25 protein-coding genes are annotated in these 25,876 nt (G+C 61.7%); 17 read left to right on the forward strand and 8 right to left on the reverse strand.

Annotated elements, in window-relative coordinates:
- Positions 1 to 8: 8 nt before the first annotated feature.
- The 4 genes from ACH49N_RS31665 to ACH49N_RS31680 all read right to left on the reverse strand — a co-directional run bounded on the left by ACH49N_RS31665 (position 9) and on the right by ACH49N_RS31680 (position 2,590).
- Positions 9 to 629 (reverse strand): hypothetical protein, encoded by a 621-nt coding sequence (locus ACH49N_RS31665; RefSeq protein WP_317747434.1) that lies wholly within the window; start codon positions 627 to 629, stop codon positions 9 to 11.
- 135 nt (positions 630 to 764) lie between these two features.
- Entirely contained in the window at positions 765 to 1,115 is a 351-nt protein-coding gene (locus tag ACH49N_RS31670) for a hypothetical protein (protein WP_317747436.1), read from the reverse strand.
- Between the two features lie 6 nt (positions 1,116 to 1,121).
- Positions 1,122 to 2,330, reverse strand: a complete 1,209-nt coding sequence (locus ACH49N_RS31675) for a conjugal transfer protein (protein ID WP_317747437.1) — start codon at positions 2,328 to 2,330, stop codon at positions 1,122 to 1,124.
- Positions 2,327 to 2,590 carry a hypothetical protein gene (locus ACH49N_RS31680; protein WP_317747438.1) on the reverse strand — a complete coding sequence of 88 codons (264 nt, stop codon included), beginning with the start codon at positions 2,588 to 2,590 and terminating at the stop codon, positions 2,327 to 2,329. Before ACH49N_RS31680 ends, ACH49N_RS31675 begins: the two co-directional genes overlap by 4 nt.
- 491 nt (positions 2,591 to 3,081) lie before the next feature.
- On the opposite strand from ACH49N_RS31680, the gene ACH49N_RS31685 reads away from it, so the two are divergent.
- The 3 genes from ACH49N_RS31685 to ACH49N_RS31695 are packed head-to-tail and all read left to right on the forward strand — an operon-like array spanning position 3,082 to position 6,075.
- Positions 3,082 to 3,768 (forward strand): sigma-70 family RNA polymerase sigma factor, encoded by a 687-nt coding sequence (locus tag ACH49N_RS31685; RefSeq protein WP_317747439.1) that lies wholly within the window; start codon positions 3,082 to 3,084, stop codon positions 3,766 to 3,768.
- A complete protein-coding gene (locus tag ACH49N_RS31690) occupies positions 3,768 to 4,031 on the forward strand; it encodes a hypothetical protein (RefSeq protein ID WP_016880439.1) in 264 nt (87 codons plus the stop codon). The genes ACH49N_RS31685 and ACH49N_RS31690 overlap by 1 nt, the downstream gene beginning before the upstream one ends.
- Before the next feature lie 16 nt (positions 4,032 to 4,047).
- Positions 4,048 to 6,075 carry a cutinase family protein gene (locus tag ACH49N_RS31695; protein ID WP_317747440.1) on the forward strand — a complete coding sequence of 676 codons (2,028 nt, stop codon included), beginning with the start codon at positions 4,048 to 4,050 and terminating at the stop codon, positions 6,073 to 6,075.
- A gap of 249 nt (positions 6,076 to 6,324) precedes the next feature.
- On the opposite strand, the gene ACH49N_RS31700 is transcribed toward ACH49N_RS31695, so the two are convergent.
- The 3 genes from ACH49N_RS31700 to ACH49N_RS31710 form a co-directional block, all read right to left on the reverse strand.
- On the reverse strand, positions 6,325 to 6,909 hold the full coding sequence (locus ACH49N_RS31700; protein ID WP_317747441.1) for a Shedu immune nuclease family protein: 585 nt from the start codon (positions 6,907 to 6,909) through the stop codon (positions 6,325 to 6,327).
- 10 nt (positions 6,910 to 6,919) lie between these two features.
- The gene (locus tag ACH49N_RS31705) at positions 6,920 to 7,087 is read right to left on the reverse strand and encodes a hypothetical protein (protein ID WP_317747442.1); all 168 of its coding nucleotides are present in this window, start codon (positions 7,085 to 7,087) and stop codon (positions 6,920 to 6,922) included.
- 211 nt (positions 7,088 to 7,298) lie between these two features.
- Complete coding sequence (locus ACH49N_RS31710) at positions 7,299 to 7,610, reverse strand: hypothetical protein (RefSeq protein ID WP_317747443.1); 312 nt, start codon at positions 7,608 to 7,610, stop codon at positions 7,299 to 7,301.
- Between the two features lie 531 nt (positions 7,611 to 8,141).
- Here ACH49N_RS31710 and ACH49N_RS31715 point away from each other — a divergent pair.
- Positions 8,142 to 8,669, forward strand: coding sequence for a hypothetical protein (locus tag ACH49N_RS31715; protein WP_317747445.1), 528 nt, complete (start codon positions 8,142 to 8,144; stop codon positions 8,667 to 8,669).
- Between the two features lie 7 nt (positions 8,670 to 8,676).
- Positions 8,677 to 8,898 carry a hypothetical protein gene (locus ACH49N_RS31720; protein ID WP_317747446.1) on the forward strand — a complete coding sequence of 74 codons (222 nt, stop codon included), beginning with the start codon at positions 8,677 to 8,679 and terminating at the stop codon, positions 8,896 to 8,898.
- A 12-nt stretch (positions 8,899 to 8,910) separates the two neighbouring features.
- Here the strand turns inward: ACH49N_RS31720 and ACH49N_RS31725 are convergent, their stop codons facing one another.
- Positions 8,911 to 9,207 carry a hypothetical protein gene (locus ACH49N_RS31725; RefSeq protein WP_317747447.1) on the reverse strand — a complete coding sequence of 99 codons (297 nt, stop codon included), beginning with the start codon at positions 9,205 to 9,207 and terminating at the stop codon, positions 8,911 to 8,913.
- Positions 9,208 to 10,411: 1,204 nt separating this feature from the next.
- Between ACH49N_RS31725 and ACH49N_RS31730 the strand changes: the two genes are divergently transcribed.
- The 12 genes from ACH49N_RS31730 to ACH49N_RS31785 all read left to right on the forward strand — a co-directional run bounded on the left by ACH49N_RS31730 (position 10,412) and on the right by ACH49N_RS31785 (position 25,641).
- Positions 10,412 to 10,696 carry a hypothetical protein gene (locus ACH49N_RS31730; RefSeq protein ID WP_397504831.1) on the forward strand — a complete coding sequence of 95 codons (285 nt, stop codon included), beginning with the start codon at positions 10,412 to 10,414 and terminating at the stop codon, positions 10,694 to 10,696.
- Positions 10,697 to 11,598: 902 nt separating this feature from the next.
- Positions 11,599 to 12,567: a ParA family protein gene (locus tag ACH49N_RS31735; RefSeq protein ID WP_208964440.1), complete on the forward strand. Its 969-nt coding sequence runs from the start codon at positions 11,599 to 11,601 to the stop codon at positions 12,565 to 12,567.
- A 1,213-nt stretch (positions 12,568 to 13,780) separates the two neighbouring features.
- On the forward strand, positions 13,781 to 14,038 hold the full coding sequence (locus ACH49N_RS31740; RefSeq protein ID WP_317747449.1) for a hypothetical protein: 258 nt from the start codon (positions 13,781 to 13,783) through the stop codon (positions 14,036 to 14,038).
- Positions 14,039 to 14,230: 192 nt separating this feature from the next.
- Positions 14,231 to 19,609, forward strand: coding sequence for a telomere-binding protein (locus ACH49N_RS31745; RefSeq protein ID WP_317747450.1), 5,379 nt, complete (start codon positions 14,231 to 14,233; stop codon positions 19,607 to 19,609).
- Positions 19,609 to 20,340: a terminal protein gene (locus ACH49N_RS31750; protein WP_317747452.1), complete on the forward strand. Its 732-nt coding sequence runs from the start codon at positions 19,609 to 19,611 to the stop codon at positions 20,338 to 20,340. The genes ACH49N_RS31745 and ACH49N_RS31750 overlap by 1 nt, the downstream gene beginning before the upstream one ends.
- Before the next feature lie 150 nt (positions 20,341 to 20,490).
- Positions 20,491 to 20,976, forward strand: coding sequence for a hypothetical protein (locus ACH49N_RS31755; RefSeq protein ID WP_397504832.1), 486 nt, complete (start codon positions 20,491 to 20,493; stop codon positions 20,974 to 20,976).
- On the forward strand, positions 20,973 to 21,134 hold the full coding sequence (locus ACH49N_RS31760) for a hypothetical protein (protein WP_317747455.1): 162 nt from the start codon (positions 20,973 to 20,975) through the stop codon (positions 21,132 to 21,134). Before ACH49N_RS31755 ends, ACH49N_RS31760 begins: the two co-directional genes overlap by 4 nt.
- 32 nt (positions 21,135 to 21,166) lie before the next feature.
- Complete coding sequence (locus ACH49N_RS31765) at positions 21,167 to 21,700, forward strand: hypothetical protein (RefSeq protein ID WP_317747456.1); 534 nt, start codon at positions 21,167 to 21,169, stop codon at positions 21,698 to 21,700.
- A gap of 201 nt (positions 21,701 to 21,901) precedes the next feature.
- Positions 21,902 to 22,900 carry a DUF3560 domain-containing protein gene (locus ACH49N_RS31770; protein WP_397504833.1) on the forward strand — a complete coding sequence of 333 codons (999 nt, stop codon included), beginning with the start codon at positions 21,902 to 21,904 and terminating at the stop codon, positions 22,898 to 22,900.
- Between the two features lie 128 nt (positions 22,901 to 23,028).
- Positions 23,029 to 23,244 carry a hypothetical protein gene (locus tag ACH49N_RS31775; RefSeq protein ID WP_358276617.1) on the forward strand — a complete coding sequence of 72 codons (216 nt, stop codon included), beginning with the start codon at positions 23,029 to 23,031 and terminating at the stop codon, positions 23,242 to 23,244.
- A gap of 222 nt (positions 23,245 to 23,466) precedes the next feature.
- Positions 23,467 to 24,441 (forward strand): DUF4192 family protein, encoded by a 975-nt coding sequence (locus tag ACH49N_RS31780; protein WP_317747458.1) that lies wholly within the window; start codon positions 23,467 to 23,469, stop codon positions 24,439 to 24,441.
- Positions 24,442 to 24,666: 225 nt separating this feature from the next.
- Positions 24,667 to 25,641 carry a DUF4192 family protein gene (locus tag ACH49N_RS31785; RefSeq protein ID WP_317747459.1) on the forward strand — a complete coding sequence of 325 codons (975 nt, stop codon included), beginning with the start codon at positions 24,667 to 24,669 and terminating at the stop codon, positions 25,639 to 25,641.
- The last annotated feature ends 235 nt before the right edge of the window (positions 25,642 to 25,876 follow it).

The following is a 25,876-nucleotide window of genomic DNA, read 5'->3' on the forward strand; positions in this document are numbered from 1 at the left end:
GGTGCTTTCTACTCGGAGGTGCCTGCAGCAGCCAGAGCGAGGAGTTCCTTGACGCTCGATCGGGAGGCGCGATGGGTGGGCCCGCTTGCCGGTGGGAGCACCGGAGCGGAGGTCTGCGGTCGTGGTGCGACAGGTTCCGCCGATGCGGTTTCAGTGACCTCAGCGGTGGCGATGTGCACTGCCTGCGGGACGACCGTGGCGCTGAGTTCGGCGGCCGTGGGGTCGGCAGTGATGTAGCCACTCGGACGCACGAGGTGGGGTGGCCGGATGGTCACCCGGCGGCCGTTGATCTGAATCTTGGCACCGGCCGGCGCGAAGGTTGCGGCGCAGATTCCCTGTGCCACTGAGGCGGGGCTCCGGCCGGCAAACCGGAGTTTGCCGACGACAAAGACGGTGCCCAGTGACCAGAAGGCGAAGAAACCGACGTTCCAGGAAATGCTGTCCCGAAGCCACAGTGGATGCAGGAGCCACAGGAGCCCACCGACGATTGCGCCGCTGACGGCCTGCGGAACGGTATAGGGACCGAACGGCAGCTTCTTTCCGTCAGGTGTACGCCCGATCAGCTGCGGCACCTTGCGAGCGCGGGTGAAGTTCTTGATGACTTCCCCGGTGGTGCCATCGTCGCTCATCGCAGCACCGTCCCACTCGTGACTTCATGCCGGCGAAGCCGCGAACCCGCATCCACAGTGCTAGCTACATCGAACATTGGAGCCCTCCTTGTAGAGGTCGGTCGCGCAATGAGGTCATTGCCGACAAGGCGTCTCTCAGCCGGTGCGAACGAGCGGAGACCACACCGGAAGGTCTAAGCCGGCGCTCGGCTCGGCCACGAGGTGCACCGCGGCGGGAGCGCTCTCCAACTCCTCACCTGTCGAGTCCTTCAGGACGTCCATGTTGAAGACGACCCACAGTGCTGCACCACCGATGAGCGCTGATGTGATGAGCCGGGCAACTGTGAATGAGGCCATCAGATTCTTGAGAAGGAAGAACAAAACGAGGCAGCCGGCGGCCGACTGGAGAAGCAACTTGCCATCGCTGGTGAACTCCTGCGCCTTGTCGAAAAGCCCTACGGCAAGTACCGCGTTGTTGGAATCGGTGGCTGCGAGCGCAATGGACATGATGGGTTACCTTCCGGATGAATGAGGATCGGTTCCTGACGGGGAAAACAACGGCACGTCGCCGGCAGACGGCACTGAAAGTGCGGGCGTCTGCCCTGATTCAGACGATGCGGGAACCCGACCTGAATCAGATGAAGCCGGCTCCGGGGCACTCGCACTTGGTGTGGTCGAGCTCGGTGCGGTCGTTGACGAGGATGGTGTTCGGGGTGCCGCCGGCGGGTACAACGGCGTTGCGTCAATTGCGCTGATCTCCCACCGACCACCGCGGGAGGTCATCGTCAGCGCGTACTGCCCACTGACCGAATCGACCTCGGTGACTTTCTGCGCTGCCGTCACCAGGAGGCGCACCACATCACCGTCAGGCAGCGGTGCCGATGCACTGGCAGCACTCAGGTCTTCCGACGAATAGACATCGGTGATTGCCACGCTGCGATACGGCGCCGGAACAATCGGTGCGATCGAAACCCCCGGCGTGAGATAGCGGGCTACTTCCCCGTTGCCGGTCAACATCGCGGACAGGAACTCGTGAGCGGACGTGGCGATGGGATGGTTGGCGACCCGAAACTTGTAGCCGAGTTTGACGTCGATCGACGTTGAAGGGGCAGCTACTTCGGCGGGGAGTGCGGCGGCCCTGACGCCCGCTTCGGTGACCACAACCGGCACCTGAAAGTAGCGACGAACTGTGGCCGCATTCGCGTCCGAGGCGGCTCGAACTGACACCGAGACCGTCACCGCGTATGTCAGTGACTTCTGCTCGTAGTCGATCGACGCGACGGCCGGATCAGTCGCGGCAAACAACGGCGCGGTCGGAAGGCTGGGGCTTCCCGAGACGAAATGATCGAGTTCTTGCCCATTCCCACGCGATGCCTGGAGCCAGGCAACGACGAACTGCCGAGCAAGATCTTCGGCTTTCGCTTGACCGATTGTGTCGACGTCCGCGGTGCCTTCGGTGGCATTGTCGGTGAGGCTCGGGGTGGGCGAGGATCCGAAGACGACGAGGATCAGCGCAACTATTCCGGCGCCAAGTGCGGCGAGGATTCCTGCCTTGAGAAGTCGGGTGGTCCACACCTGCCGAAGGCCCCACTGTGCACGCTCCGCGCGCGCCAACTCCTCGGCTTCGTCAACAACGGAGTCGACGACATTTTCAGATGCGGGATCGGTCTTGCTCTTGGGGCTGCGGCCGAAGCTGTTGATTTTCGCGAGGTCGATTTTCATCGGATGCCGGCTTCTGTCGTCGGGTCGGACGTTCTGCAATCGGGGACGGAATCCGCGATGTCGAATGCGGACGCCCGCGACAGCGTGGCGCGCGCGGCTGGCGCTTCGACGAACACCAACAGCCACAGCGAAGTGCTCGCCTCTTCATCGAGAGGGTTCACCGCCAGGGCTGCCGCGACTCGGCGGATCTCTTCGGTGACGGCGTGCACGTAGCCGAGATCGTGCAGCTGGGCTTGCAGCGAGTTGTCGAGCTCGTGCATCCGGTCCTCCTGGCGACTGGGGTGTGGAAGAGCGCCGCACAGAAAAAGTGGGCTTCTACTTGGAGGAAGATCCGGGTCCGGGGCTTGAGTGACATCGCTCGCGAAACTTTCTTGAAGTTTTTTCTGCAGTCACCAAGGGGTTATTGCCTCAGCCGAAAGAGCGCACGTGAGGGGCACTCCCGGCCCACCGCCGCACAGCCGGAACCTTCACGGCAACAACGCCCTGGCAATAACGACAACGCCTCCGGCAACAACAAACACGCAGGTCAGAGGCAATATCCGGTTGCTGAACTGGGCGCGAGACCACCTCGCCCGCGCCCCAGAGGAGACCGATCGTGGAAACGTCCACCCACGCACCCACCGCCACCACAGCTTCATCGGCAACGCCGGTTCGCAGCACCGCGCAGAGCAATCTGTACAGCCGCTTGAACACCGAGTGGATGTACCTCTGCGCTCGCCGCGCAGCCGCCGCCGAAGTCTTGACGTGGTCGGTGAGCCAGGACGCGCTCCGTGAGGTCGCGGATCTCAACGATGTCGCCGCGGCGCACCGCCGAGATCGTGATGGTGTGCTTCTGGCGCTGCTGACACTGCATCAGGAAGGAAGCTCCCTTGCCGGGCGAGCGCTACTGCAGCTGATGCTCGGCAAGCTCATCTCCCTGACGCGCCACGCACGGGTCAGTGGACACGATCGGTATCACGCGTGCGATGAGAGAGCGGCCTCCACTGTGGCCACGTTCATGTCACTTATCGCCACCTACAGGCCCTCCGGTGAGAACGTCTACGCGGCGCTCTTCCTGCATACGCTGAAGAAGATCACGCGCGAGGAAACCTTCGCCCAGGAGATCCCCGCCTCCGATGTCATGGACGAGTCCGACAGTGCTGAGAACGAGCCGGAAGCGGACATCTCTGCTCCGGCGCTGCTCTCCTGGGCGGTCGAAAAGAAGGTCATCAACGACCTCGATCGCACCCTGATTCAGCGGGCATACCTTGAGCAGACCGATTGCGACCTGGCTGTGATTGCCGCGGAGATTGGAATGACTCCGGCGGCGCTTCGCCAGCGGCTCTACCGCGCGGTCATACGCATTCGTAAAAGTGTCGTCGCCTCCAACCAGCCGACTCCTCGACCCCGGTTTGCACGTGGTCGTCGTCGGGCTGCAACGACTACTGCGGCGATCTGATGACGCGTAGTCTCGCGCCTCTGTTCACCGTCATGGTCTTCATCGCGGCGGCGTTTCTTCTGACCGAAACGTCCTTGCTCCTCGAAGCGACGCGAGGATTCGATGCTGCACTCACCCACCCCACAATCGCTCGTCCCGGACTGCTCGCCGAGTCCTCGCATGTGATGAGCAGAGTCGCTCTCACTGTCGCTGACTTTCTCCCCCGCGACATCACCACTCATATCGACAGCGGTCGGGTCCTCGTGCCGGCGCTGTATCGCTGACGAAGAGAGAACACTCATGACGAACCTCCACGCACCAACATCTAAGGACGGTCGCGCCAACTACAGCGGCCGGGTTGCCCTGCTCGTCGCCTCCCTGCTCGTCGCCTCCCTGCTCGCTGCACTCCTCGCCTCGCTCATCGCGGTTGTGTCGCCAAGTCAGGCCGGGGCGGCACCGGCATCCTCGGGCTGCCCGGCAGTGGAAGTGGTGATGATGCCGGGAACGTTCGAAACGGACTCGACCGCTAATCCTGACGTCGCGAAGGGTCTGCTCAAGCAGGTCACCGATCCTCTTTCCCAGCTGTTCGGTAGCTCCATCAAGATCACCTATCCGGCGTACGAAGCGTCCGCCTTCAACAAGGGCAAGACCTATGGCGCCAGTAAGGCAACTGGCATCGGAGCCGGCGCGCGCGTGATGCAGACTCGTGCAACGCAATGCCCGAACACTGTGTTCGCACTCGGCGGCTACAGCCAGGGTGCGGACGTGGCCGGCGACTTGGCATGGTTGATCGGACACGACAAAGGTCCAATCCCGGCAGAGAAGTTGATCGCTGTCGGTCTTGTTGCCGACCCACGGCAGAGTTCGAATGGCGACAACACTCTCGTCGGTCCTCCCGTCGACGGTGCCGGGATCGCGGGGGCCAGGCCGGGCGGGTTCGGAAAGACAGCTGCAGTCACGCGTTCGTACTGCGCCCCCGACGACCTCTACTGCTCGACCAACGCCGGCAAGGATGGATTGCTCGCAGGACTTGGTCGAGTGCTTGCCCAGCCTCCGACTGCTTCCGGTCCGCAGCAGAGCGATAGACCTCAGCCCACCACCGCGGGTCTGCAGAACGCCTTGGTGTCCGACTACTCGAAGGTCAATCTTCCGGGATTGGCCGGCAACATCGAGACCCTGCAGCAGCAGCTGCAGTCCGGCGCTCCGGACCTTGAGAGCATGGAATCGGCGGCGACAGATGTAGCCAACACCCTTGTTCCGGTGGCCGATACGACCAGCTGGGTTACCCAGAATCCGGCCGTGGAACAGACGCTCATGACCGCGGACGCTTCGACTCCCGCATACGCCGCCGGCCAGATCGTCGACAAGGTCAAAGGCATCGACCTGAGGAGTGCATTTCAGGCCGCGGACACCATCGCGCGGACGGTTCAGAATGCCTCCACGCCAGATCAGGTGCAGCAGCTGCAGACATCGGTGGACACCTTGTCCACTCAGGTCTCGCCCATGGCCACCACTCCGGCTGATGGTCTGTCACTCGCGGCGGACGCACTCTCGATCATCAAGCCGAGCGTTCTCATCAACCAGGTCACGCACATCGGGACGAACGCATTCGACCTCGCCAACAACATCCCTGCAGTCCTCGATATCTTGTTCAACCGGATCCCGCACATTGTTCTCGATCCGGGTCTCGATCCAATGGCCAAGGTCAAGGCAGTCCACGCCGAGTTCGACCGCATCAACCTCCTATTCGAGCCACTCATCAAGCTCGCCGCCGGACTCGACTACAAGACAGCGGCGGCCCTGATCGCGATGATTCCCGACCCATCCGGCGCCGCACAAATCATCTCGATGATCGTCAGCCTCGTCGGGAACCTCGACATCATCGGTCTGGCCAACACCGCCGGCGAACTCCAAAAGCAGCTCTGGCACGCCATCGAGACCGGCGACATCATCGGAGCCGGCCTCGGCACACTCCCTCACATCCTCGACTTCGCGAAGATCGCGTTGGCCACACTTAACGGTGGCCAGAGGACCGACGCGTCCAAGCTCGGTTCAGTGTCTGCGTCCATGAGGACCGGACAGCAGATCACCCAGCGGTCACAGGCTGGGGACCTTGGAGGGCTCGCCTCGAGCCTCACCGCATTGGCAGGCTCTGACGGTGCAGACGCCCTCTCCCAGATCGGTTCAGAAGGGCTCAAGTTCGCCTCATTCATCGGTTCTGGAACTCACCAGAACTACGGGGAGTTCGTCGTCGATTCATCAGGCACAACGGCCATACAGGACATGACCAACCACTTCCGCGATCCGATCGCTAAGGCCGTGGCCTAAGTCGGTCGTTCATTATCGAAACGGCGGTCGTCCGATATACGTCGAGAGAACAATGGCCGACCACCCCGACACTGCGTCGCTGCGTCCCGCCTCGTCCGGTCAAACGCATGGGATCAGTCGTGAAGTACAGGGATATGCGCTAGTTCGAGTCGTCTCTCATTCGAATCGATTCCGAGACAGACAGACGATCACTCGATACCGTCCCGCCTCGGGGGTCCGCCGTTCTCGGCGTCTCGGGGTCCCTCGCCGCTAGCGCTCGCTGTCTTCCGGGAGAAGGAATTCACGCAGCAGCTTGAGCTGTTCCAGGATCTCGTCGTACGTCACAATCTTCACGTTCCGTGAGTTTGCTCGGTACATCTCGAACGACTCTTGCTCGTCATCCGAGGATGGAGTTCGCCCGATAACGACGAAGCACGACACCGCGTATGCCTCCAGATCCGCCCGCGAAGCCAGTTTCAGGCCCGCGAAGGAAGTCATCAGTTGATACGCCTGATCCATCACCTGCGTCACGGCGCCGCCGAAATCATTGGACGGACCGTACACACCCCCTCGATACTCCTTAGTGCTGAGCAGTGACGTCGACGGCTTCTTGATCTCCACCAGCGCAACATTATTGGTCAGTGGGTTCATGAGGAGGTAGTCGGCAACCTTGCCGCCACTACCGGCGAATCCGACACCACTGACAGAGGCACTCGACTGAAAACTGACCATTGGCGTGCCGAACACCTGCTGGAGTGCAAAGGCGTTGTTATCGAAGAAGTTCTGCCAGAACCCCTCCTTCTTGCCCCTAGCCAGGGCATCGTCGTAGGACTGAATGAGTCGATCAAGGTTCACGAGCTCGACGTCACGGTGGAGCTTCAGAAACCGCCTCCGGCCGTGTCCGCGCCAGTGCAGCGGACTCGGATGCGAAGGTGTCGATCAGCGCGTCCTGCTCTTGCTCGGTCAGTTCCTTGACGCCATCAGCGGCCTTCGTCAGCACCTGCGACACCGGGTGGCGGCCGAGGCTGTACACCGCCGGCTCCAGGCTGAGGGTAGCGGCCAGTTCGTTATGAACGAATGCATCTTTGACGCGCGCAGCACCGTCGTAACCGCGGCTGTTGATTCGCCGGATCTCTGAAGAATCGCCTCGAAGCGCCCCCGGCCGAGTAGCAGCTGCTTTCCGGCCACCGCGACGTTCGTTCTTCCCATGAAGTAGATTTCGTCGCACTCGGTGTGCTTCTCGATCAGTCGCACGAGGCGATTGCAGTCCTTGACCAGCCCCAGACCAAATTTGTAGTCCGTGACGAAACCGCTCGGCAGCCAATCGAGAAGAAGCTCCCTGAATCAAGAACGCCGACGTCCATATCCGGCACGCTCATCGTCAACGTGTGAATCTGCGGATACTTCGGCTCGAGATACTTCTCGTTGTCCGGAAACGTGTAGATAGGGAAGATACGCAGCTCCGAACTGTCACCCGAGAAGGTGAGTATCCGCGTCCCGTCAGCAGCACTTGGGTCGTCGTCGGGAGGATCGAGCGGGACGAAGAATCCGTCCACCTCATTGTCATGGCGCCGGTCGACTACGCCTCACGTACAGCGATGACATGTCTGGACCTCTGTGCCGCAGCGGCCTATCGGCTGCGAAAGTCTGGCCAATACGACGCCCACGGGGGCAGGGAATCAGATTTTGATCACCTGCGTGATGCTAAGAGCCATGGTGTTCTGCTGCACGCCGAACAGGAATGCTGGCGCGCGGAAGTCACTGGATCGGCGGCTCGGAGCCTTCTAAAGCGGACGCGTGACATCGTCACCCATCGACCGATTTCGGAGTACTCAATCGTCGGCAGCGATCAGCCGACCACCTCGATCGAGATCGATGGACAACGATACGACGGAGTCGCCCTAACTTCTCGTTTCGCTCGATTCGCCGAGACTCAATACGAGGCGTTCGTCCAAGCAGTTCTTGCGGACTTTCCCACTAATCGGACGAAGACGACGGGCTAGTCGGGCACAGACCCCTCTGGGCCCCGGTGGGCAGGACACTCATCGAGAACGAAGCAGTCCAAGCCCGCACCTACCCTGCACGCCATGGCTCCCCCTTCACAGTTCGAATACCGTGGTCGCGATCTGTTCGTCGTACACGTGACGACGTCAGTAGGCGGTGACGGTATTCCCCAGGTAGGGAACATCGCTGCCATCGACACGAGCACCGGAAGGTACTGGAACATCACCTCTCCGAGTCACAGCGAGCTCACAGAGGACGCAACTGCGGTACTCGGTCTCCGGACTCTCGCGAGGAGCATGGAGGGGCACATCGCCGGCGGATTCCACCCCGACGAGCACGCGCAATTGCTCACCCGACTGTTCGCCGAGGTCAACCTCTCCCCCACCTGGTATCAGAGCGCTGATATCCGGCAATTGACAGCTGGCGCCCTAGGGATACCACCGACTCACACACCCACTGCCAAACAGACGTGCAACCTCTGGGGCGTTTCGGTCAGGAACGCCCGCCACAGCGCCGCTCAGATGGCAAAGGCGGCCGCCGCTTGCTTCGACGCGCTCGAACATTTCGCAGCTGGGGGTCGGACTGCCAGTGTCGACCCGATGACGAACTGAAAGCCAGATGCTCCGACGCGATCTCCAGATCCCACCGCGAATCCTCGGAATCTTCCGGCGCCTTCGCGGCCGTCATATTGCAGGGTTGTGGGTTCTTGCGGCCCTTCTCGTCAGTGCGATCGATGGTGCCGCCGCAACCGGGACGACCGTCCACTCACTTCTCGCCGTCCCCGTCGCTGTTGCGCCGATGATTGTCCTTGCGCTCTGGGTAGTCGCGAACAAGAAGTAGGGCTCGTCGGCGCTACTTTGCCGCCTGTGTGCGTTCGTCGTCCCCGAAGAAGTACCCCGTCAGGGCCGCTGTGATCAGATGCGACCGCGACTTCGCGGCAAGATCGATAACAAGTTGATCGATGACATCGAAGTCCGCCTTGAACAGGCGGTATGTCACTTGCGTCTCGGCATCGTCACGTGACGTTTTGGCGCGAATACCTCGGGGTGCGAAGAGCCCTCCCCCGATTCGGCCACCGGGATACAACAACTCGGGCAGACTGTCGTGCGTCGCCTCGATCGCGACAATGAAGATCTGACCGTTGGTCATTCCTGTCTGCTCGCGAAGCTGCTCGAGTTTCGCGTGGCACTTTGCCGGCACTCGAACGCTGGACGACTTCCCTCCGCTGTCCGGATCCGTCACCACGGGCCCTCGTTCGGGTGGCGCTTCTCGAGACGGCTCGTCAACTCCCGAATCCTCCCCACCCTCAATGAACTGGGATGCGACGTGTTCGACCGATCGAGCAGCCGGTGACCGAAAGGTCGAAGCTAACGGACGGTGTCCCCCGGTGGCTCGAGGTTGACCATGTTCCTGCGTCACGACGATGTACTCCGATGCTGAACAGGGAGCGAGGCGCGCTCGCTCGAACCCAAATGATCTTGATGTGCTTTATACAGCCCGCCCTGGACTACTTCGACCAACAGTGCATACGACAAACAGTTGCATGAAGGGCGCGCTTTCAACGTTAAACGTGACGTTGTAAGAAGAACATAGACCAACAATGACATACGCCGAAGAGCGTAGCGCAACTTCACATGAGCGGTATCGACTGGCGCTGTGCAATCGACATCAACAGCGTCCCAAACTCGTACCATAATCGTCCCAGATTTGTTTTTTATTGGCTCTGCTAGCGGTTTAGGGTGAGCTGCAATCAAATCAACTTGTATTGATAGTCGAATCTGGGATGGAGCTGGGACGCTCGTTGGACGATCTAGGGAGAGATTTGTAGCACTAGTTGCATGCCTGCCTAGATGCTTTGACTTCATGCTCGGTATCTATGTGATGTGCGTTTGAGCTACGCCTTAAAAACGTTTGGGACGATTGCATAACTATGGATGACACACCCATCGCCCGATGTCATCATGTTGGTATGACGGTGCCAAACGGTGAGGGCCTCGAGCTTGGCCGTCCGTGGATCGAAGATCTGCGCTGGCACCGCGATCAATACAGACAGTCTCGCTTTCAATGGAGTGGCAGTGAGGCGCTCCTCGCGGCTACAGAATTCACCCACGGGCGCCAGGACTTCACCTCACTGATGGATCTGCGCGAGCTGAATCTATGCCGGCGTGCTGCCACTGAGTACGCCGCAGTCTGCCAACGCGCGTTCGGAGAGGCTGCAAGGCAGGCGCGTCGGTCCATCTGCCCAACTTCCTGGGTCGCTGTCGCCATCGAACTGGACTCGACAGTCGACGACTGTTCGGCCAGCTCTCACTTCGCGACCTGGTCGAGCCCTGCAGATAGAACAAACACCCAGGTGGATCGTGTTCAACGGATTGTCGACGGCCTCTACTTCTCGAACCCTTTGATCCGGGCCTGGGAGCTCAAGCAGCTCTGGGACCTGTACACGGCCGCCGAGAACATTCTCGAGGACACCTTGATCGACCTCGTTGTCGAGCTCGACGGACATCGTCGAGCTCAGGACATTGCCGATGCGATCGGCGTCTTCACTGTGGCGGGCCTCAGTCATCGGGTAGACCTCCAGAGAAGCCAGCGCGGCGTCGTCGGCGATCCCCGCAGAACACCGCATCAGTACAGGTAGAGCGCAAGTCTGCACCACTTCACGCATGTGTTCACGCAAAGGCTTCCCCATACGTTCACGCGCATAGACCCATCCCAACGGGGCATTTGCCCTGTGCCGCACTCGACGTTCGATCCGCAGAGTCTTCCGCTCGGGCACCAGCGTGCTCTCACGCACTGTGCCTAGCACCGAACTGCGGCACCCCATCACGCATCTGATTCAGTTCACCCCCTCGCGCTCAAACCAGCAGCAGCGCACGGAACTGCTCACGTCTTACAACCAGTGGTGTTGCCCGCATTGACGACAGGGTCAAGTTCACGCGCACGTACCGGCATCGCCTCCCAGTGTCTGATCACTTACTCCAACACGCGTGATTACTGGCATGCAGCCATGTGCAATCCATCGCGGTTAATCCCGCCTACTTCCACGTAGGTTGTCCTGCTTCGCATCCTGCATGACATCATGCGTGTCTTCACGTTGTGCTTCACGTATAAGGTCCCGTAGCTATTCATGCAGCTTCACACGCATTACCTACCGTATTACGTCCCGTCGTGTTTCACGCTTGTCGCCAAGCGCATTCACACGCATGCATACACGCGTTGCTAGCTGCAGTTAGATCCGCGTGTTTTCCCACCTGCCTATAGGCCTGTTCTCACGCTTGTTCTCACGCCGTATGCCATGCCTGTTCCCGCGCTTGTTTTCACACTGGCAGCCTTGCCTGTACGCACGCCGGTCATCACGCTTAAAACCACGCTTGACAACCCGCTTTACCTCATACGGTTGACCCCGTCGCATCTCACGCGTTTGCTCACGCAGATTTACCTACGGTTCACCCCGCGTGGCATACAGCAAGTTGTCCAGGAATCCTGCTAGCTTCACTGGGGAACCACTCGTCACAACCAAAGTCCAATGGGAGAACTGCCATGTCCATGCATGTCGTCGAGACCTCAACTGCGGAGCAGCAGGAACTGCCGGTGTCGTTCGGATTCTTCAACGGCAAGGGGGGAGTGGGAAAGACAAGCTGTGCCGCCAACTGCGGCGGACTCCTTGCCGCCGCCGGATACCGAGTTCTGATCGGTGACTTCGACCCCCAGGGGAACCTGTGCCGCGATCTGGGCTACGACAAGCGAGACGGATCTGAACTGTTCACCGCGCTCCTGCAAGGGTCCGCGCCTCCGATCGTCCACAATGTCGGGGGCCGCGAGAATCTCGACGTGGTACCGGGTGGTCCCGCGATGTTCGACCTGGCGGCCGTCATGGTTTCCCGGCAGCAGCGTCAGGGTGGTAAGCGGCTCGGACAGCTCGTTCGCGCCATGCTCCTACAGGTTGCGCACAACTATGACGTGATCATCTTCGATACCCCGCCCGGTGATTTGACCATCATGGAGGCACTGATGGAGGTCGTCCAGGCTGTGGTCATCCCGGTCAGGGCTGACGACGCAAGCCTCGACGGGTTGGAAACTATTGCCGGCCAGTTCTCGGCGACACGGGATGGTGATCCAGACCGTAATCTGCCGGCTGTCAACCCGCGGCTGCAGTTGGCAGGTATTTGCTTGTTCGGTGTGGGCTCGCGTTCAACCAAGCTCACGGCGAAGATCCGTCAATCCGTCAACGAGATGATCGGGGATGCCGCCCCGATCTTCGAATCCCGGATCCGGACGATGGAAGCTACTGCCTATGATGCCCGCCGGGAGGGCTTGTTGGTCCATGAGCTGGAACAGCAGACCGAAGTCGCCAAAGTCGCACGTTTCGCCGCTTTGAAGAAGGGCGCCAAACCGACGGATCAGATACTTTCGCGCAATGCGTCCGGATTGGCCGAGGACTACGCAGAACTGACACGCGAAATCCTCGTGCGCCTGTCGACCATCAGCGAGGAGGTGGCTTCGGCATGACCGAAACCAGCACTCCCCGTCGCAAGAGCCTTGCCAGTGCTTTCGCTCCGAAAGGTAACCGAGCGGAAGGTTTGGCCGGCCTCCTTCCGACTGCTGGCAGCCCCACCCAGCCGCGGCGCTCTACCCCGGTCACCGAGGTAGAACCAGCTGCGGAGAAGTCTCGGCCTGTCGAGAAAGCGCCTGCAGCGCAGGAGCCGCCAGAAGCTCAGGCCGAATCACCCGCGCCTACTACTACGGTGCCCGTGCCCGTTCGCTCCGAGCCGGTCAGTAAGCCAGAACCAACCCCACCACCCGCACCCACACCCACACCCACCGAGAAGCAGGCTCCCATTTACGAGCCGGCCCCGGACCCGACCCCGGTCACCGACGATGATGTCGAACCTCCGACGGAAATTGGGAAGGTGACCGTGACGGCTTACCTGGATCGCGCCACGCGTGATGCACTGCAGAGCCGCGCGGCCGAACGTAGATGTGATCACGCTGATGTCGTTATCGAGGCCTTCGATTCTGTGGGGATCGCGGGACTTCGTAGCCTGTTCCAGCCGGTGGCCGGGCGATCCGCAGCCGGGATCCCGGTGCATCAGGAGCCATTTGCGGTCAAGGGTCCCGTTGAGACGTGGTTCCGGTTCACGACGGCTCAGCGGGACTGGCTTGACGCTCAGGTGAAGGTGGTCGGGTCGAAGTCCAGGAGCCGGCTTCTTGCTGGTGTCTTGTCGCTACATCTTCGGACGGTGTCTCGCTAGTGACGATGGGGTAGGGCGACGGGGGAGTAGAACCTCGCCGCCTACCTCTCAGTCGATTCCCGACAGCTCATCGGTGGTGCACGCGAAGGCACTTCGGGTGTCTTTGAACCCACTCCCCACCCCACTCCCCACGCCACTCCCCACCGTCGTGGGGAGTGGTTTTTACCGTTTGATCAGGTATTTCTTCCCACTCCCCCCACTCCCCACCGATTGGCCCCGCAGGTCACACGTAGGGGTAGTTGTTCATCTGAAACCGCGGTCGGGCGAGTTTGGTGAAACAGTCCATGCTCCGCCGCATGATGCGGCGACGAAGATCTTGTTTCCCATCTGTCACACAGCGTTGGGTCGAAGGATCTTCCTCTAACCAGAAGCGGATTTTTGGTGAAGGTGAGGGGATGCACGATGAACGGCGACACACCGACAACACGTCCTTCGACGTTTCCGAAGCAGTTTCTGTTTAGGCTCATCGCATGGGACGGCCACATAAGGGAACGCGCAAGTGCATATCAGTTCGTGCACCCCTTCAACAGCACAGCTTCTACGAAGCACGCGCCGAAGAGCTCGGACTTGAGCTCGGCGACTACGCCCTGCTCGTCATGGCCCGTGCGTACAACCTGGATGTCCCGGACTACATCCTCAAGAAGTTGGACCCGGAAAAACTACGGGCCCACGACGAGCGCTATACGGTCTGCGATTCGTCCGATAGCGAATTTTCAATCTCGGCATGACCTGGCCATAGATAGCGAAAGACCCCCACTGCTTGGCGGCCTGCGGGGGTCCTTCGATCCGTTGATTACGAACTGAAGTCCTGGAGGGGACCTGGTTCATAAATACGAGTCCTGGAGGGGACCTGTGCCCATACTAACCCGGGCCGCACCGCGCTTGCCAGATCTCCTGGTGCGTGTGTCTGAGGCGGCTTCGTGACTGCTATCACTGCTGGGGCCAACGAGAACGGTCGGATGTCGTCATTCGACCGGGTTCGTGCTGCTGCCGAACGCAATGGCGGGGTGAACGAACGCGGCTCTACCCAGCTGATGGCGCGGTGCCCGATACATGGCGATCGTAACGCGTCGATGTCCGTGACCTGGGTCGATGGGCATCGGGGAGGAATGGTGCTGCTTCACTGCCATGGCTGTGAAGCTCCCGTCTCGGAGATCGCCGACGGCCTGGGGTTGTCGATGACCGATCTCTTCGACGAACCGCTGTTCGGTCGTGACGCGCTCACACGCGTAGGCCGATCTCCGCACCGACGTGGTGCTGGGCGGCGTAGGCCAAAAGGCGGTCGGCTACCCGCCCGAATCGCGTTTCCAGACGTAACACCGGACGCGCACCACCGGTGGGATCGGGTCAAGGTCTACCCGTACGTATCAGCCGACGGTGCCTTGGTGCAGGAAGTGATCCGAGAGGAATGCACGAGCTGTGAAGCTGGCCGGCACAAGCAGTTCCGACAGGTTTTCGTGGATGCCACTGGGACCCGGCTCAAGCGTAAGCCGGAGGGTTTTGAACCGGTCTTGTATCGACTACCGGAACTGCTGTCGGCAATCTCGAGCCATTCGCCTGTGTGGTTACTCGAGGGGGAGAAGGATGTCGAGACAGCCGAGTCGCTTGGACTGGTTGCCACGACCAATGCTCAAGGCGGACTGAACTTCCCTCTCTCGTGTGCTGACCTTTTCGAAGGCGCTGAGGTTCGCGTCGTGCTTGATCGTGACTCCGTCGGATGGAAGCGGGGTATCGAACTCGCATCTCTGTTGGGTGGCAGTGGTGCCCAGGTCCAGCTCTTGCTGTCCGCACCGGCGGCACCTAAATCTGATTTCACTGACCACGTCGATGCCGGCCATTGGTTGGCCGACTCGACGTGGGGTGGTCTCCTCCCTGTTCGGCCTGGGGAGGTCGCTGCCCACGGCTTTGCTGCCGACGTAATCGAGAAGCAAGCACTAATCGAACTTGCGCTGGCAGAGGCGACCGCCAGAGCTGATCGTGCAGATGGGCGGGACGGAGACGAAGAGTTCCGACGCGCACAACGTTGGGCGCTCGAATCGGAGCGACGTTTCGAAGATTTGACTGAACTTCTGGACAAAGTTCGACAGCAGGCCGCGGCTGAAGGCACCGATTGGGCGGGAGAAGCGGTCGAGAATGCCATGACCGCATGGCGTGCTGCGCGTGTTGCAGCGCGAGCGGCACACGATGTCGCGCGAGTTCCTATTCCGCCGATTCTGCAAGATCCCGAGCTTGAGCCCGTACCGGGTGCGGTTCAGGAATCGCTCAGCCCAGTTGATTTACAGTCGGTCCGGTCCGGCTCGGAAAGCCTGGCCACGCCACTGAACACGATCCGGGGGCGCAACTTTATTGCTCCGGTGTATCGGATCATTGACGGGAACTTGGTCGAAATCGTCACGACCAAGAGCGGTGATCAACAGGCGAAACTCGTACTGGACCTCGATGCCCGGATCGTTGAGATGGAGTATCTCGAGGTTGCCGAAGCGGGTATTGACGTCGACGAGCCGGAGTTGATGGGCCGAGCGCCGATGGCCGGTCAGAGTGAAGTCAACCCCGCCGCACCTCAAGAACTCACCGCAGTGGTTATCGGCTACACCCATCCGGAGAGCCGAGAGTTTCTGCGGATTCGGATCCCGGCGAAGGAGTACCGGGATTGCGGCTGGGTCGATACCTTGCCAGGTCCGCCTGCCTACGACTCTCGCCCCAGCGGAGTGGCGAAGCTGCGAGATGCACTCAAGGGCGCAGGTGGGCGCGAAATCCAACGGGTGGTGCGATACCGCTCCACAGGGTGGCGCCGCGATGATCAGGGAAAGTGGTTCTTCGTTCATGCTGGGGGAGCCATCGACGAGAACGGCGGACGGGTAGCCCCCGTTCTGCTGACCGGCCCCCTGAAGATGTATGACCTTCCCGCACCGACGCCCGACCCAGTAAGGATCCGAGAAGCATTCCTTCTTCATTCCGGCTCGATGCTCGAACGCACCCCGACGCGGGTTTCGGCCGCTCTACTTGGGCAGGTATTCAGGTCCGCATTGGGTCCGAACCCGTGGGTTCTTACGTTGGTCGGATCGCCTAACAGCTACAAGACATCACTCGCATCATTGGCGATGCACCACTGGGGAGAGAAATGGGATCGCCGGCGACCGGCGACATCGATGTCGGGCAACGGCGACACATTGAATGCATTGCGAATCAAGCTTAACGCCGCAAAAGATGCTCTGTACTGGGCGGACGATGTCGCACCAACCCGAGACTTCGGGACTGCGCAGAAGGCACTCGAAGAGTTCGCTCGCATGGTGCACAACGGTGAGCAACGCTCGAGAAGCACACGTGATGGTCTCGGTGTTCTGGACGGAACCCCACCCCGCGCGTCTGCCTTGGTCACCTCCGAGATCATGCCGCGGCCAGGATCTGCAGCTCAGCGGATGCTCGTGGTGCCGTTGCAGGCGCGGGAAATCGAACTGAACGTTTTGAAGGAACTCGATACTGCGCATTCCCGTCATGGCCGTGCCTTGTTGATGGCCACGTACCTGCAGTGGTTATGTCCTCGGTTGGACAGTGTCCGCGCTGAGGCGTTTGCCGAAGGTGAGCGGTATAGCGAGCGTTTGCGCACGAGTGGCGAAAGTGTTCGTCAGGCAGACGCTTTGGGGTCTCTGTGGGCGGGCTGGCATGCGATGTCTCGTTTCCTTGTTGATGTGGGGGCGTTGACAGAGAACGAAGTCGCGCAGGTCGGAGACCTGGTCACGATGGGCTTGTCTGATGCCGCTGCTGCGGCGACTGACCCAGATCTGCCCATGCGGACCGGTGCGCGAGTACGGGAGTTGTTGGTACACGCACTGAGAAATGGCCACGCCTACGTGGAGGACGTCGACACCGGGCAAGCTCCCGCGGATTGGTCGATGGCTGCATGTCTTGGATGGCGGCGCAGTGTGGTGGGTGAAACATCCGACGGCACCCCTCGATGGCGTGCGGAAGGTCGTGGCGTTCGATTGGGATATGTCGTGGCCAACCCGCGGCCGTGCGATGGTCAACCACAAGTCTTGTTGGACCCGATGGCCCTCGAACAGGTGTTGAAGGCCACTGGTCAGACGATGACCGATACCTTGCAGATCGATCGTGGTACCGCCTTGAGGGCTCTCTATGACGAGGGCGTGCTGATCGCGGAGGAACGGAAAGGCCGGATGCCGCGGTACACGGTGCAGCGGATGGTCAAGTGCGAAAACCGCAGGCAGCGCATGGTTGCACTGCGGCTACACAAGTTACTCGGTAGCGATGATCCGGAAGACCAAGTAACCAGCGATGCAGGATCAAGTGACCCGACGCCCGGCGCCGAATCCAGCGACTCGTCCACGCCTGATGTAACCGGTAGTCCGGCTCTGTTCGACGGTTGGCTCGCCGATCTGAACAGTCCAGGCCCCGGCGTAGCTTCGGGTGATTCGTCCAACGAAGTCATGAGCCTGACCAGCTCTCATTCCGAACAGGAGCCTGAGATGGCTATCGAGACCGATGCCGAGGGGCATTCCGCTGATGGAGTGCAGATTTCGCCGGTTTCCACCTGCGCCCTGTGCGGCGGCGAGGACGCCGGATGGCAGATCGACGGCTTGGTGATGCACCTCCCCTGCTGGTGGCAAAGCACCGCCGCCACCCGATCTGCAGCTGCAGCAACCGGCGACACAGTCGGCCAGGTTTCGCCAATGATGGTGGACGAGCCGGTGGCGGCTCCCGTCGAAACGACGTCTCCTGACACTGCTGCCGCAACGCCGTCCATCGTCGCGACGGCGGAGACCACGCAGCAGCCGACCACGACAACCCCGGCGCCGAATCCTGCAGCAGGAGAAGCACCGACCACCTTCACCGCACCCGCGGCAGTACTCGACGTCGATGGCGCATGGCTACCCGATGGCACCCGTCACGACCTTGCCGCGCCGATCACCCATGTCGGCGATGTCGCGGAACTCGTAGCGACGTTGAACCTCGGCACGTGGACGTCCGACAAATGGTCAGTGCCTGGGCAGATCTGGATCACCGACGCGATGGCGCAGCACGTGGGAATCGACACCAGCAGTTTGGGCAAGCGCAACCGAAACGACCGGATCAAGGAACTGACCGCACAATCTCCGTTCGTCACAGAGGCTCTCTCCGAGGGCTGGCAGCTCGGCGGCAAGGAGGGGGACCGGCTCGGCACTTGGACCCGCGTGTGGAAGGGCGAGACGCGTGGTGTCTGGGTGGCACTGGTCTCCGGCATGAGCCAAGACCCCAAGGAGATGCCCATCCTTGGTGACTCGCCGGCACCCGCCACTCTGGCGCGGCGCCTGTCACTGCTTGCAGGTGCTCTGCGGTTCCCCTGGGCTGTGAGCCCGGCATCGACGGGCATCGACCTGATGATCGCCGCCCGGCCGAAGGAGTGGAAGCGCGTATTCGCATCCTCCGATGCCGAGTTCGCCAAGAAGTTCCAGATCTTCGAAGCGGATATCGACTGGTCACGGACCTTGTCTGACGACGAAGCGAAGTGCCGTTACGTCCATGCCTTCGACCGCGGCGGTTCGTACGCGGCAGGAATCGCCGGCCTCGAACTTCCGATCGGCGAACCTGTGCATCATTCGAATGGACTACCGTTCGATCGCAAGCTCCCCGGGTACTGGCTCGTGGAGATCCCCGAGTGCGCGGACTGGCGGCTCCCAAATCCACTTAACCCGATGGGCTTGTCAATTTCTGAGCCAAAGTGGGTGACTACACCCACCCTCGAACGCGCCAGCAGTCTCGGGTACGAACCAGAGATTCTGGAGGCCTACGTGTGGCCTGACCACGGACGGGTCCTCGTCCCGTGGTACGAACGGATCCGGGATGCGCGCACCGCCTTGGACGTCAAGGACGATCTCGACGCGCAGTTGGCTCGCGAACAGAACAAAGTCATCTATACGCACACGATCGGCATTCTCAATTCCGATCTGCACTTGGCAGGACGTCCAGGATATTCACCAGAGCGTCACCACCACATCGTCGCCAAGTCGCGGGCCAACATCATGTACCGGATAGCTCAGATCGGCGAAGACACCGGACAATGGCCCGTCGCAGTCACCAAGGACACCGTGCTCTACGTGTCGGATGAATCCGATCCCCAGCTGGCGTGGCCTGGAGGACCGAAGCAATTCGGGCGTGGTTTCGGCCAGTACAAGCCGGAAGGATCCGCACTTCTCGCTGAACATCAGCAGTACCTGGACGGCAAGGGCTACCGGGGCAAGTCGGAACTGATCGCACCGGCTGAGTGGATGTCTGCCGACATCAGCGCGGGAAGTGACTCGTGATGGCACGGAAGCCCCTCAGCCGCACTGCCTATTCGCGGATCGCCGACAGTCTGGCGGACTACGGCTCGGTGGTGGACAACCAGATCAATGTCGTAAGAGCTGCCAAGGAACTTCGTGTTACCCAGACAGCGGTGCGTGAAGTGCTGCGCGCTGAGCGCGGAAAGATGCAATCGGAATTCTTCGGCAAGCTGACCGGACGTCGAGGCGCCGACACTTCCGGTCGACCTGGATCCGCCAACCTGAAGGCTCAGCTGCTTGCCGCTTACGGGCCCGGCAAACGGAGCGAGATCAACACTGCCGCCGCAGCACGCGATCTTGGGGTCTCTCGACGCACCGTGGAACGCTGGTTGGCCCCGGAAGGTCGGCAGCGAATCGCCAAACCACGAGCTGAGACCCTCAAGGCCCTAGCCCACAAGGCCAAACGAGCGGCATCTACGCAGAGCGCACGTCGCGCGGCGATGTCGATTATGCGAAGCAGCAAGCAAGGTAAGGCGCTGGCCAAATACGGCGGCAAGATCAGGATCGATGCTGTTCAGGGTCCGGGACCGCGGGAGTATGCCCGCGATCGGTTGATCACCTTGGCGCTGACGCCCGACCAGGTCGAGGCGATGTGGAGTGCGTATGAACGCGGTGGCGACAAGGGAATGACCGACTGGATGAACACGCGAGCGCAGGACTACCTCGGTGGGTGGGAGTTCTTTCAAATTAACAGCTTCGACGTGGAACGGTAAGTTGTGGTCGGCCATCGAGGGCCTCGCTGGACGCGCAAACGTCTCGAGGCGATGCTCCGGACCTGTTACGGCGAAACTGCGCGTGGAAGTGTTGACGTTCAGGCGGTCGCGGACGCTATGCATGTCTCGTCGCGCACCGTTAGGCGATGGTTGGCCGGCTCCAACCGACAGTTGGCGGCCGTCCCACATCGTCGACTCGAGCAGCTGCGTCTGCCGGCCGCCGAGTCTGAGTTGCGGGGCCGGCAGCAGGCCGACTACGCCCGCGAGGCGATCGCCCAGATCGCTCTCCCGAAGGACAAAGGAATTTTGCCTGTTTGGCGTGAGCGAGGTTGGCTCGAGCCACACGTCGTGGCGATTCTTGACATCACTGGCAAGCCCTGGAAGCAGATTGTGATCAGCAATGGTTCGGCCCGTTCGATGAGTGAGTTCCGACGCCGCGGCTCCATTGTCGATGTCACGACGGTGCCGACGCGTTTCCATGGTGTCGTGCTTGCTCAGGAAGTGCTCGATGAGATCGAGCCGTGGAGGTTGCACCCGCTACCGGAGTTGCTTCCTCATGGTCGTACGCATGTGTGGTCAAACGACGCGCCGGCGGTAGATCTGTCGGTGTTAGCTGTGTCGAAGGAGTTGAGATGACAAACGAGAAGGGTATGAACATGGACAACGAAGCTAGCTCTGTCCAGAAACGAGCCAAGGCGCTGCTTTCGGAGTTCGCGCTCGATGACAACGCCGAGGGGGCGCACCGTCGTGAGGTCGATCTTTCGTGGTCATCGTCGGGCCGCTCACTGCCGTGATCGATTCGGTGGGGCCGCGCCCATGGTTGCGCGTGAACGATCCGCAGCCGTTGCCCGAGGCATCGAAGCCAGCACTCTTGGCGCGTCAGCTGCGTGAGCTGGACGCGAACAGCCTCGGCCGGCTGCTACGCGATCACCTTGTGCCGCTCAGTTCGGACCGCAGTTACCGCACGCGGTGGAACGGATTCTGGTCATCTGTCGGGTTCGACCCGGTGCTGCGTGACCGCGCGACGGGGATCATCAATGGATTTCTCGATCTTGCTGAGGGAGCGCTCGAAGCCAGCGATCAGGATGACAATCAGACTAAGCGCACCGAGAAGTTCTTCGACCGGTGTGAGGGTGCGCTCGATCGGATCCTGAAGCGCGAGGACGAACCGCTCGCCTGGGCGGGTGCGGCAGCCATGACGTTCAATCCGCCGGCTCGGGTAGTGATTGACCAGCTCGTGTCTGCCATCGAGAAGCACCGAAGCGATCTGGACAACGAAGCGCTGTGGGCGACACTCGACAGCGTCCGGAAGCAGTCCCTGGGCGGATCTGGACCGCGGAAACGCCGATCTCAACGCTGAGATAGTCAGTCGGTTACAACGTCAGTCAGTCGGTTACAACGTCAGTCAGTCGCTAGACACAAACGTCCCCGGCACCGGGTGTGCCGGGGACGTTTTCACTGTTCAGAGACTGTTTTTGACGGTGCGTGGGGGTAGATTCGGTGTTGTCCTGTTGAAGGGCGGACTGACCATCTGCCCCCTTGTTTTGGGAGTTGTTCTGGCATGGTGACGATTTCACATAGTGCGGCCGAAGGGACCTTGATAGAGGGGACGTCGCGCGGCGATGGTACGAACGAGGCGTTGAAAGCACTGGGGTGGCGGTGGTTTCGTTCGCTCGGGACTTGGGGAATCCGCGGGAGCCGGGATCGGGCGCCGAAGTTGCACTTGATCGAGAGCACCGCGGCGGCGTTGCGCGCTGCTGGGTTCGAGGTACAGATTGAGATCGATGCCACCGCGCGGCCAACTGCCGAGGTCGAGGCCGATCGGATTGAGCGTCAGGCCGGCCGCGTCGCTGCACTCGAAAACAAGGCACAGCGACGAGCCGATCAGGCCGACCAAGCGTGGGAGGCTGACCGGCGCGCACACGATGCGCTTCCGGAGGGTGGCGAGCCGATTCACGTGGGGCACCATTCGCAGAGGCGACACCGGAGAGCTATCGAGACCGCGCATCGCACGCTCGGGCAGGCCGTGGCTGCCGAGGAGGATGCGAAGGCGGCTCGGCGGCGGGCTGAGTCGGCGGCGGTGACGACGTCGGCTCGGTACAACCCGGAGACGGTCAAGAATCGTATCGACTCGCTGCAGGCGAGCCAGCGTGCAGATCAGCGGCTTTTGGACGGGCACGAACGGACATTGTTCGTCGTGCGGGAGCAGGTCGAGAAGACTGCGCCGGTCGAGGGTGCTTACCGGGAATCGGTTATTGCTCGGATGGAGGAACGCGCAGATCAGATCTCGTATTGGGAGGGGATTCGCGCGGAGCAGATCTCATCGGGGCAAGCAACGAACTACGGGCCCGAAGACATCGAGAAGGGTGATCAGGTTCAGCGTCGTGGCCAGTGGTACAGGGTCGTTCGTGTGAACAGGAAGACCGTGAGCATCCCCTCGATCGTGGGTGGGGGCTGGACGGACAAGGTTGCGTATCACGAGCTCAGCGGCCATATCCGTGCCGAGGCTCAGAAAGAGCCGGCGGAGACCTTTGTCGACGTGGAGGACGCCCGGTCATGAATCAGTTCCGATCCGAGATCCACAGTGGCGAGTTTCGGTGCTCACGGCACTACCCGGTTTCGCGGCGGGTGGAAGATGCCGCAGCACAAGCGTTTATCGAGTGCTTGCCTGGTTCGGAGTGGCCTCCGGTGAACACTCAGTTCGCCGATGTCTTCCGGCTGGCGGCCTGGCGCCTTCTGGTGCCGATCGAGACGGTCGCTGCGCTGGACTGCTCGACGCTGACCGGGCGGGACTGGTCAGCGCTGGCGCCGGACGCGCAATCGGAGTGGATCGATCGGGCGCGCGCGAGCATTGCTCGGCTCACGCGCATGCCGCACTGGAAATGGCTTAGTTGCACAGCCTGATTGAGCGTCACTTGGTGGTGTCCAGCGTGTAGCCGCGGCCGACCGCTGGGCGCCGCCGAGTCAGTTTCCGCCGACGTCCCCGGCACCGGGTGTGCCGGGGACGTTTTCGCTGTTCCAGGGTGTTTTTGTCGGAGGATTCAGCTAGTTTTCGAGGTGCAGTAAGTCCAAATTTCAGCGGGTGAGTCTGACCAGCTCACCCACCGGCCCAAAGGGGTTTGTGTGATGGAACCGATTCGTATCAGTTCGGCAGTGGATGCGGCCGCGTTGGCGGTGAGTCTGGCGGGGCACTTGCCTACGGCGGAGGTTGTGGTGGCTCCGCTCGATGAGAAGGCGTTCGGGACGGTGCTGCTTGCCCAGCTTCCCGAGGTTGTGTCGGAGGCCGATCGTGAGGAGTGGGTCGAGGTCGCACGCGAGCGTGTCGGTGACATCGAGGTGCTGCTGGTGGTGGTGTTCGGCTCACCGGCTCACGCCGAGTTGGTGGTGCAGGCGCTGCGCGAGGCTGCGCCTGATCGGGCGTTTCACGTCTTCGCGTACTTCCAGGGCCAGGCTCGGCGGTTTCATCCGCTGCCGGGGGAGTGGGAATCCGGCGACCTGGCGTCGCATCCGGTCGTGACGCTGGCCTTGACGGAGGGCAAGGTACGGCTGCAGACGCGTGGGGAGATCAGTGCAGGGTTTGCACCGGCTCAGCTCGGCGAGGAGCGAGCACAGGCGGTCACCGAGTCCGCCACAGCGGAAGTGACCCGACTGGGCCGTGCGGACGCGTTCAGGGCGGCGGAGGAGCTCTCCCGTGATGTCATCACCCGGTATCTCGAGGAGTACGAGACTCGTGGGGTGTGCGTCAGCGATGAGCACGCGGCGCGGTTGGTGGCGGCGGCCTGGCATACGCCGGTGCGGGATGCGCTGCTGTCGGGCATCACTGTCGAGCATGGCCGGGCGCTGGGCGAGATGTGGCGGCAGGTTGCGGCCGTGACGATGCGGTATCCGGCGGCGGCCCCGCTGATCTTGGCCGGGGCCAGCTTCTGGGTCGGTCGGGACGCGGTAGCGGCCAGGGAGGCGATCTCTGCCGGACTCGAGGCGTTCCCGGATCACCCCTTCGGTCAGGTGATGGAGCAGATGCTCGACGCCGGATTGAACCCGTCGATGTGGGACCAGTTGTGCGCGGCCGTACGTGTGGCCAAGGGTATCGCCGACCAGTAGTCCAGTTCTGTTGTGAGCTGTTGCCGGCGCCCGACCGGCCACCGGCAACAGCTGTATGCGCCTATGTCCCCGGCACCGGGTGTGCCGGGGACATAGGCGCAGTTCAATGCGGGTTTTTGTCGGATGTTTCGGCTAGGTTCTGAGGTGTTCGTAAGTCCAATCCACGGGTGAGTCTGACCAACTCACCCACCCGACTCAAAGGGGTTTGCTGTGAGTGTTTTTCGTATGTCTTCGCCGTCCGATGTTGTTGCCGGTGCGGTCGCGTTGGGCGGTCATCTTCCGGTCGACGAGGTGGCGGTGATGAGCCTTGACCGCCACCCGGCGGCGGTGATGCTGGTCCAGTTGGGTGACGATGCGGAGCGGGAGTCGGGGCGCATCTTGGACGCCCTCGAGAGCGCCGCACCCTTGGAGGAGAGCCAGTCGATGCTGGCGGTGGTGTTCGGCCCGGCCGAGCGGGGTGATGTGGTGGGCGCGATCCTCGAGCAGCTTCGCCCCGATGCGGTGACCCCGGTGTTCGTGTTCACCGATGGGCTGGTGCGTCAGTGGCACGGGGCCGGGTCCTTGATCGGGCAGCCGGGCATGCCGGTCGATCTGGCGGCGCACCCGATCATCGCCGAGGCACTCGTGGTCGGCTCCACCACGCTCATGACCCGCGCCGAGATGCGAGCGAGTTTCGCACCGGCCCAGCATGGTCGAGACCGCGCCGCTATGGTGGCCGCTGGTTTCGGGCGCGAGCGCGTGATTCTGGCCGCTAGGGACCCGCAGAACGCCGCCGACCGTGCCTACGATTTCGCGTTGGCACCGTACGTCGGGGGAACCGCGGGAGCGGGGGAGCGGGGCATCAGTGTCACGGACGAGCACGCCGCGATCATCGCGGCCGCGATGCACGATGTGCCGGTGCGCGATCTGCTGTTCGCCCGGATCGACGCACACAATGCCGATGCCGCCGCCGAGGTAATGCGCCAGGTCGGGGCGGTATTGCCCCATGATCTCGCCGGTGCGGTGATCATTCTTGCCGGAGTGTTTCATTGGGTGAGCCGTCACGCCGCGCTGGCACGTGAGGCGGTGAACGTGGGCCGTGCGCTCGATCCCGCGCACTCCTTCGGGAAGCTGTTCGAGCAGTTTCTCAACCACGGGATGAACCCGGCACTGTGGGAGCAGCTGCGTGCTGCGGCGGTGCGCGCCCATCAGGACCAGTAGGTAACGAAACAGCGGTGCGGTGATCGAACGGGGACGGTTCCGCAACCGCTGGATTCGGTCAATCCTGTTGGTAATGAGCACTTCCGAAGTGATCATTTTGCTTGTTCCGAATTCCGTTATACAGCAACCTAACCCGTTACCCAGCGCGCAGCGCGTGGGTGAATTCCGTTATTGGGCGGCTTGCTGCCCAGTCGGTTCAGGCCCCGGGCGCAGCCCGGGGTACCCTCCCCGACGG

It is taken from the genome of Rhodococcus sp. NPDC019647, from assembly GCF_044389235.1.
Classification (GTDB): Bacteria; Actinomycetota; Actinomycetes; order Mycobacteriales; family Mycobacteriaceae; genus Rhodococcus_F; species Rhodococcus_F oxybenzonivorans.

Coding starts and splice junctions, on each gene's coding strand:
- ACH49N_RS31665 (WP_317747434.1), bottom strand. CDS start 629: ATGAGCGACGATGGCACCACCGGGGAAGTCATCAAGAACTTCACCCGC.
- ACH49N_RS31670 (WP_317747436.1), bottom strand. CDS start 1,115: ATGTCCATTGCGCTCGCAGCCACCGATTCCAACAACGCGGTACTTGCC.
- ACH49N_RS31675 (WP_317747437.1), bottom strand. CDS start 2,330: ATGAAAATCGACCTCGCGAAAATCAACAGCTTCGGCCGCAGCCCCAAG.
- ACH49N_RS31680 (WP_317747438.1), bottom strand. CDS start 2,590: ATGCACGAGCTCGACAACTCGCTGCAAGCCCAGCTGCACGATCTCGGC.
- ACH49N_RS31690 (WP_016880439.1), top strand. CDS start 3,768: ATGACGCGTAGTCTCGCGCCTCTGTTCACCGTCATGGTCTTCATCGCG.
- ACH49N_RS31695 (WP_317747440.1), top strand. CDS start 4,048: ATGACGAACCTCCACGCACCAACATCTAAGGACGGTCGCGCCAACTAC.
- ACH49N_RS31715 (WP_317747445.1), top strand. CDS start 8,142: ATGGCTCCCCCTTCACAGTTCGAATACCGTGGTCGCGATCTGTTCGTC.
- ACH49N_RS31720 (WP_317747446.1), top strand. CDS start 8,677: ATGCTCCGACGCGATCTCCAGATCCCACCGCGAATCCTCGGAATCTTC.
- ACH49N_RS31725 (WP_317747447.1), bottom strand. CDS start 9,207: ATGACCAACGGTCAGATCTTCATTGTCGCGATCGAGGCGACGCACGAC.
- ACH49N_RS31735 (WP_208964440.1), top strand. CDS start 11,599: ATGTCCATGCATGTCGTCGAGACCTCAACTGCGGAGCAGCAGGAACTG.
- ACH49N_RS31740 (WP_317747449.1), top strand. CDS start 13,781: ATGGGACGGCCACATAAGGGAACGCGCAAGTGCATATCAGTTCGTGCA.
- ACH49N_RS31750 (WP_317747452.1), top strand. CDS start 19,609: ATGGCACGGAAGCCCCTCAGCCGCACTGCCTATTCGCGGATCGCCGAC.
- ACH49N_RS31760 (WP_317747455.1), top strand. CDS start 20,973: ATGACAAACGAGAAGGGTATGAACATGGACAACGAAGCTAGCTCTGTC.
- ACH49N_RS31770 (WP_397504833.1), top strand. CDS start 21,902: ATGGTGACGATTTCACATAGTGCGGCCGAAGGGACCTTGATAGAGGGG.
- ACH49N_RS31780 (WP_317747458.1), top strand. CDS start 23,467: ATGGAACCGATTCGTATCAGTTCGGCAGTGGATGCGGCCGCGTTGGCG.
- ACH49N_RS31785 (WP_317747459.1), top strand. CDS start 24,667: ATGTCTTCGCCGTCCGATGTTGTTGCCGGTGCGGTCGCGTTGGGCGGT.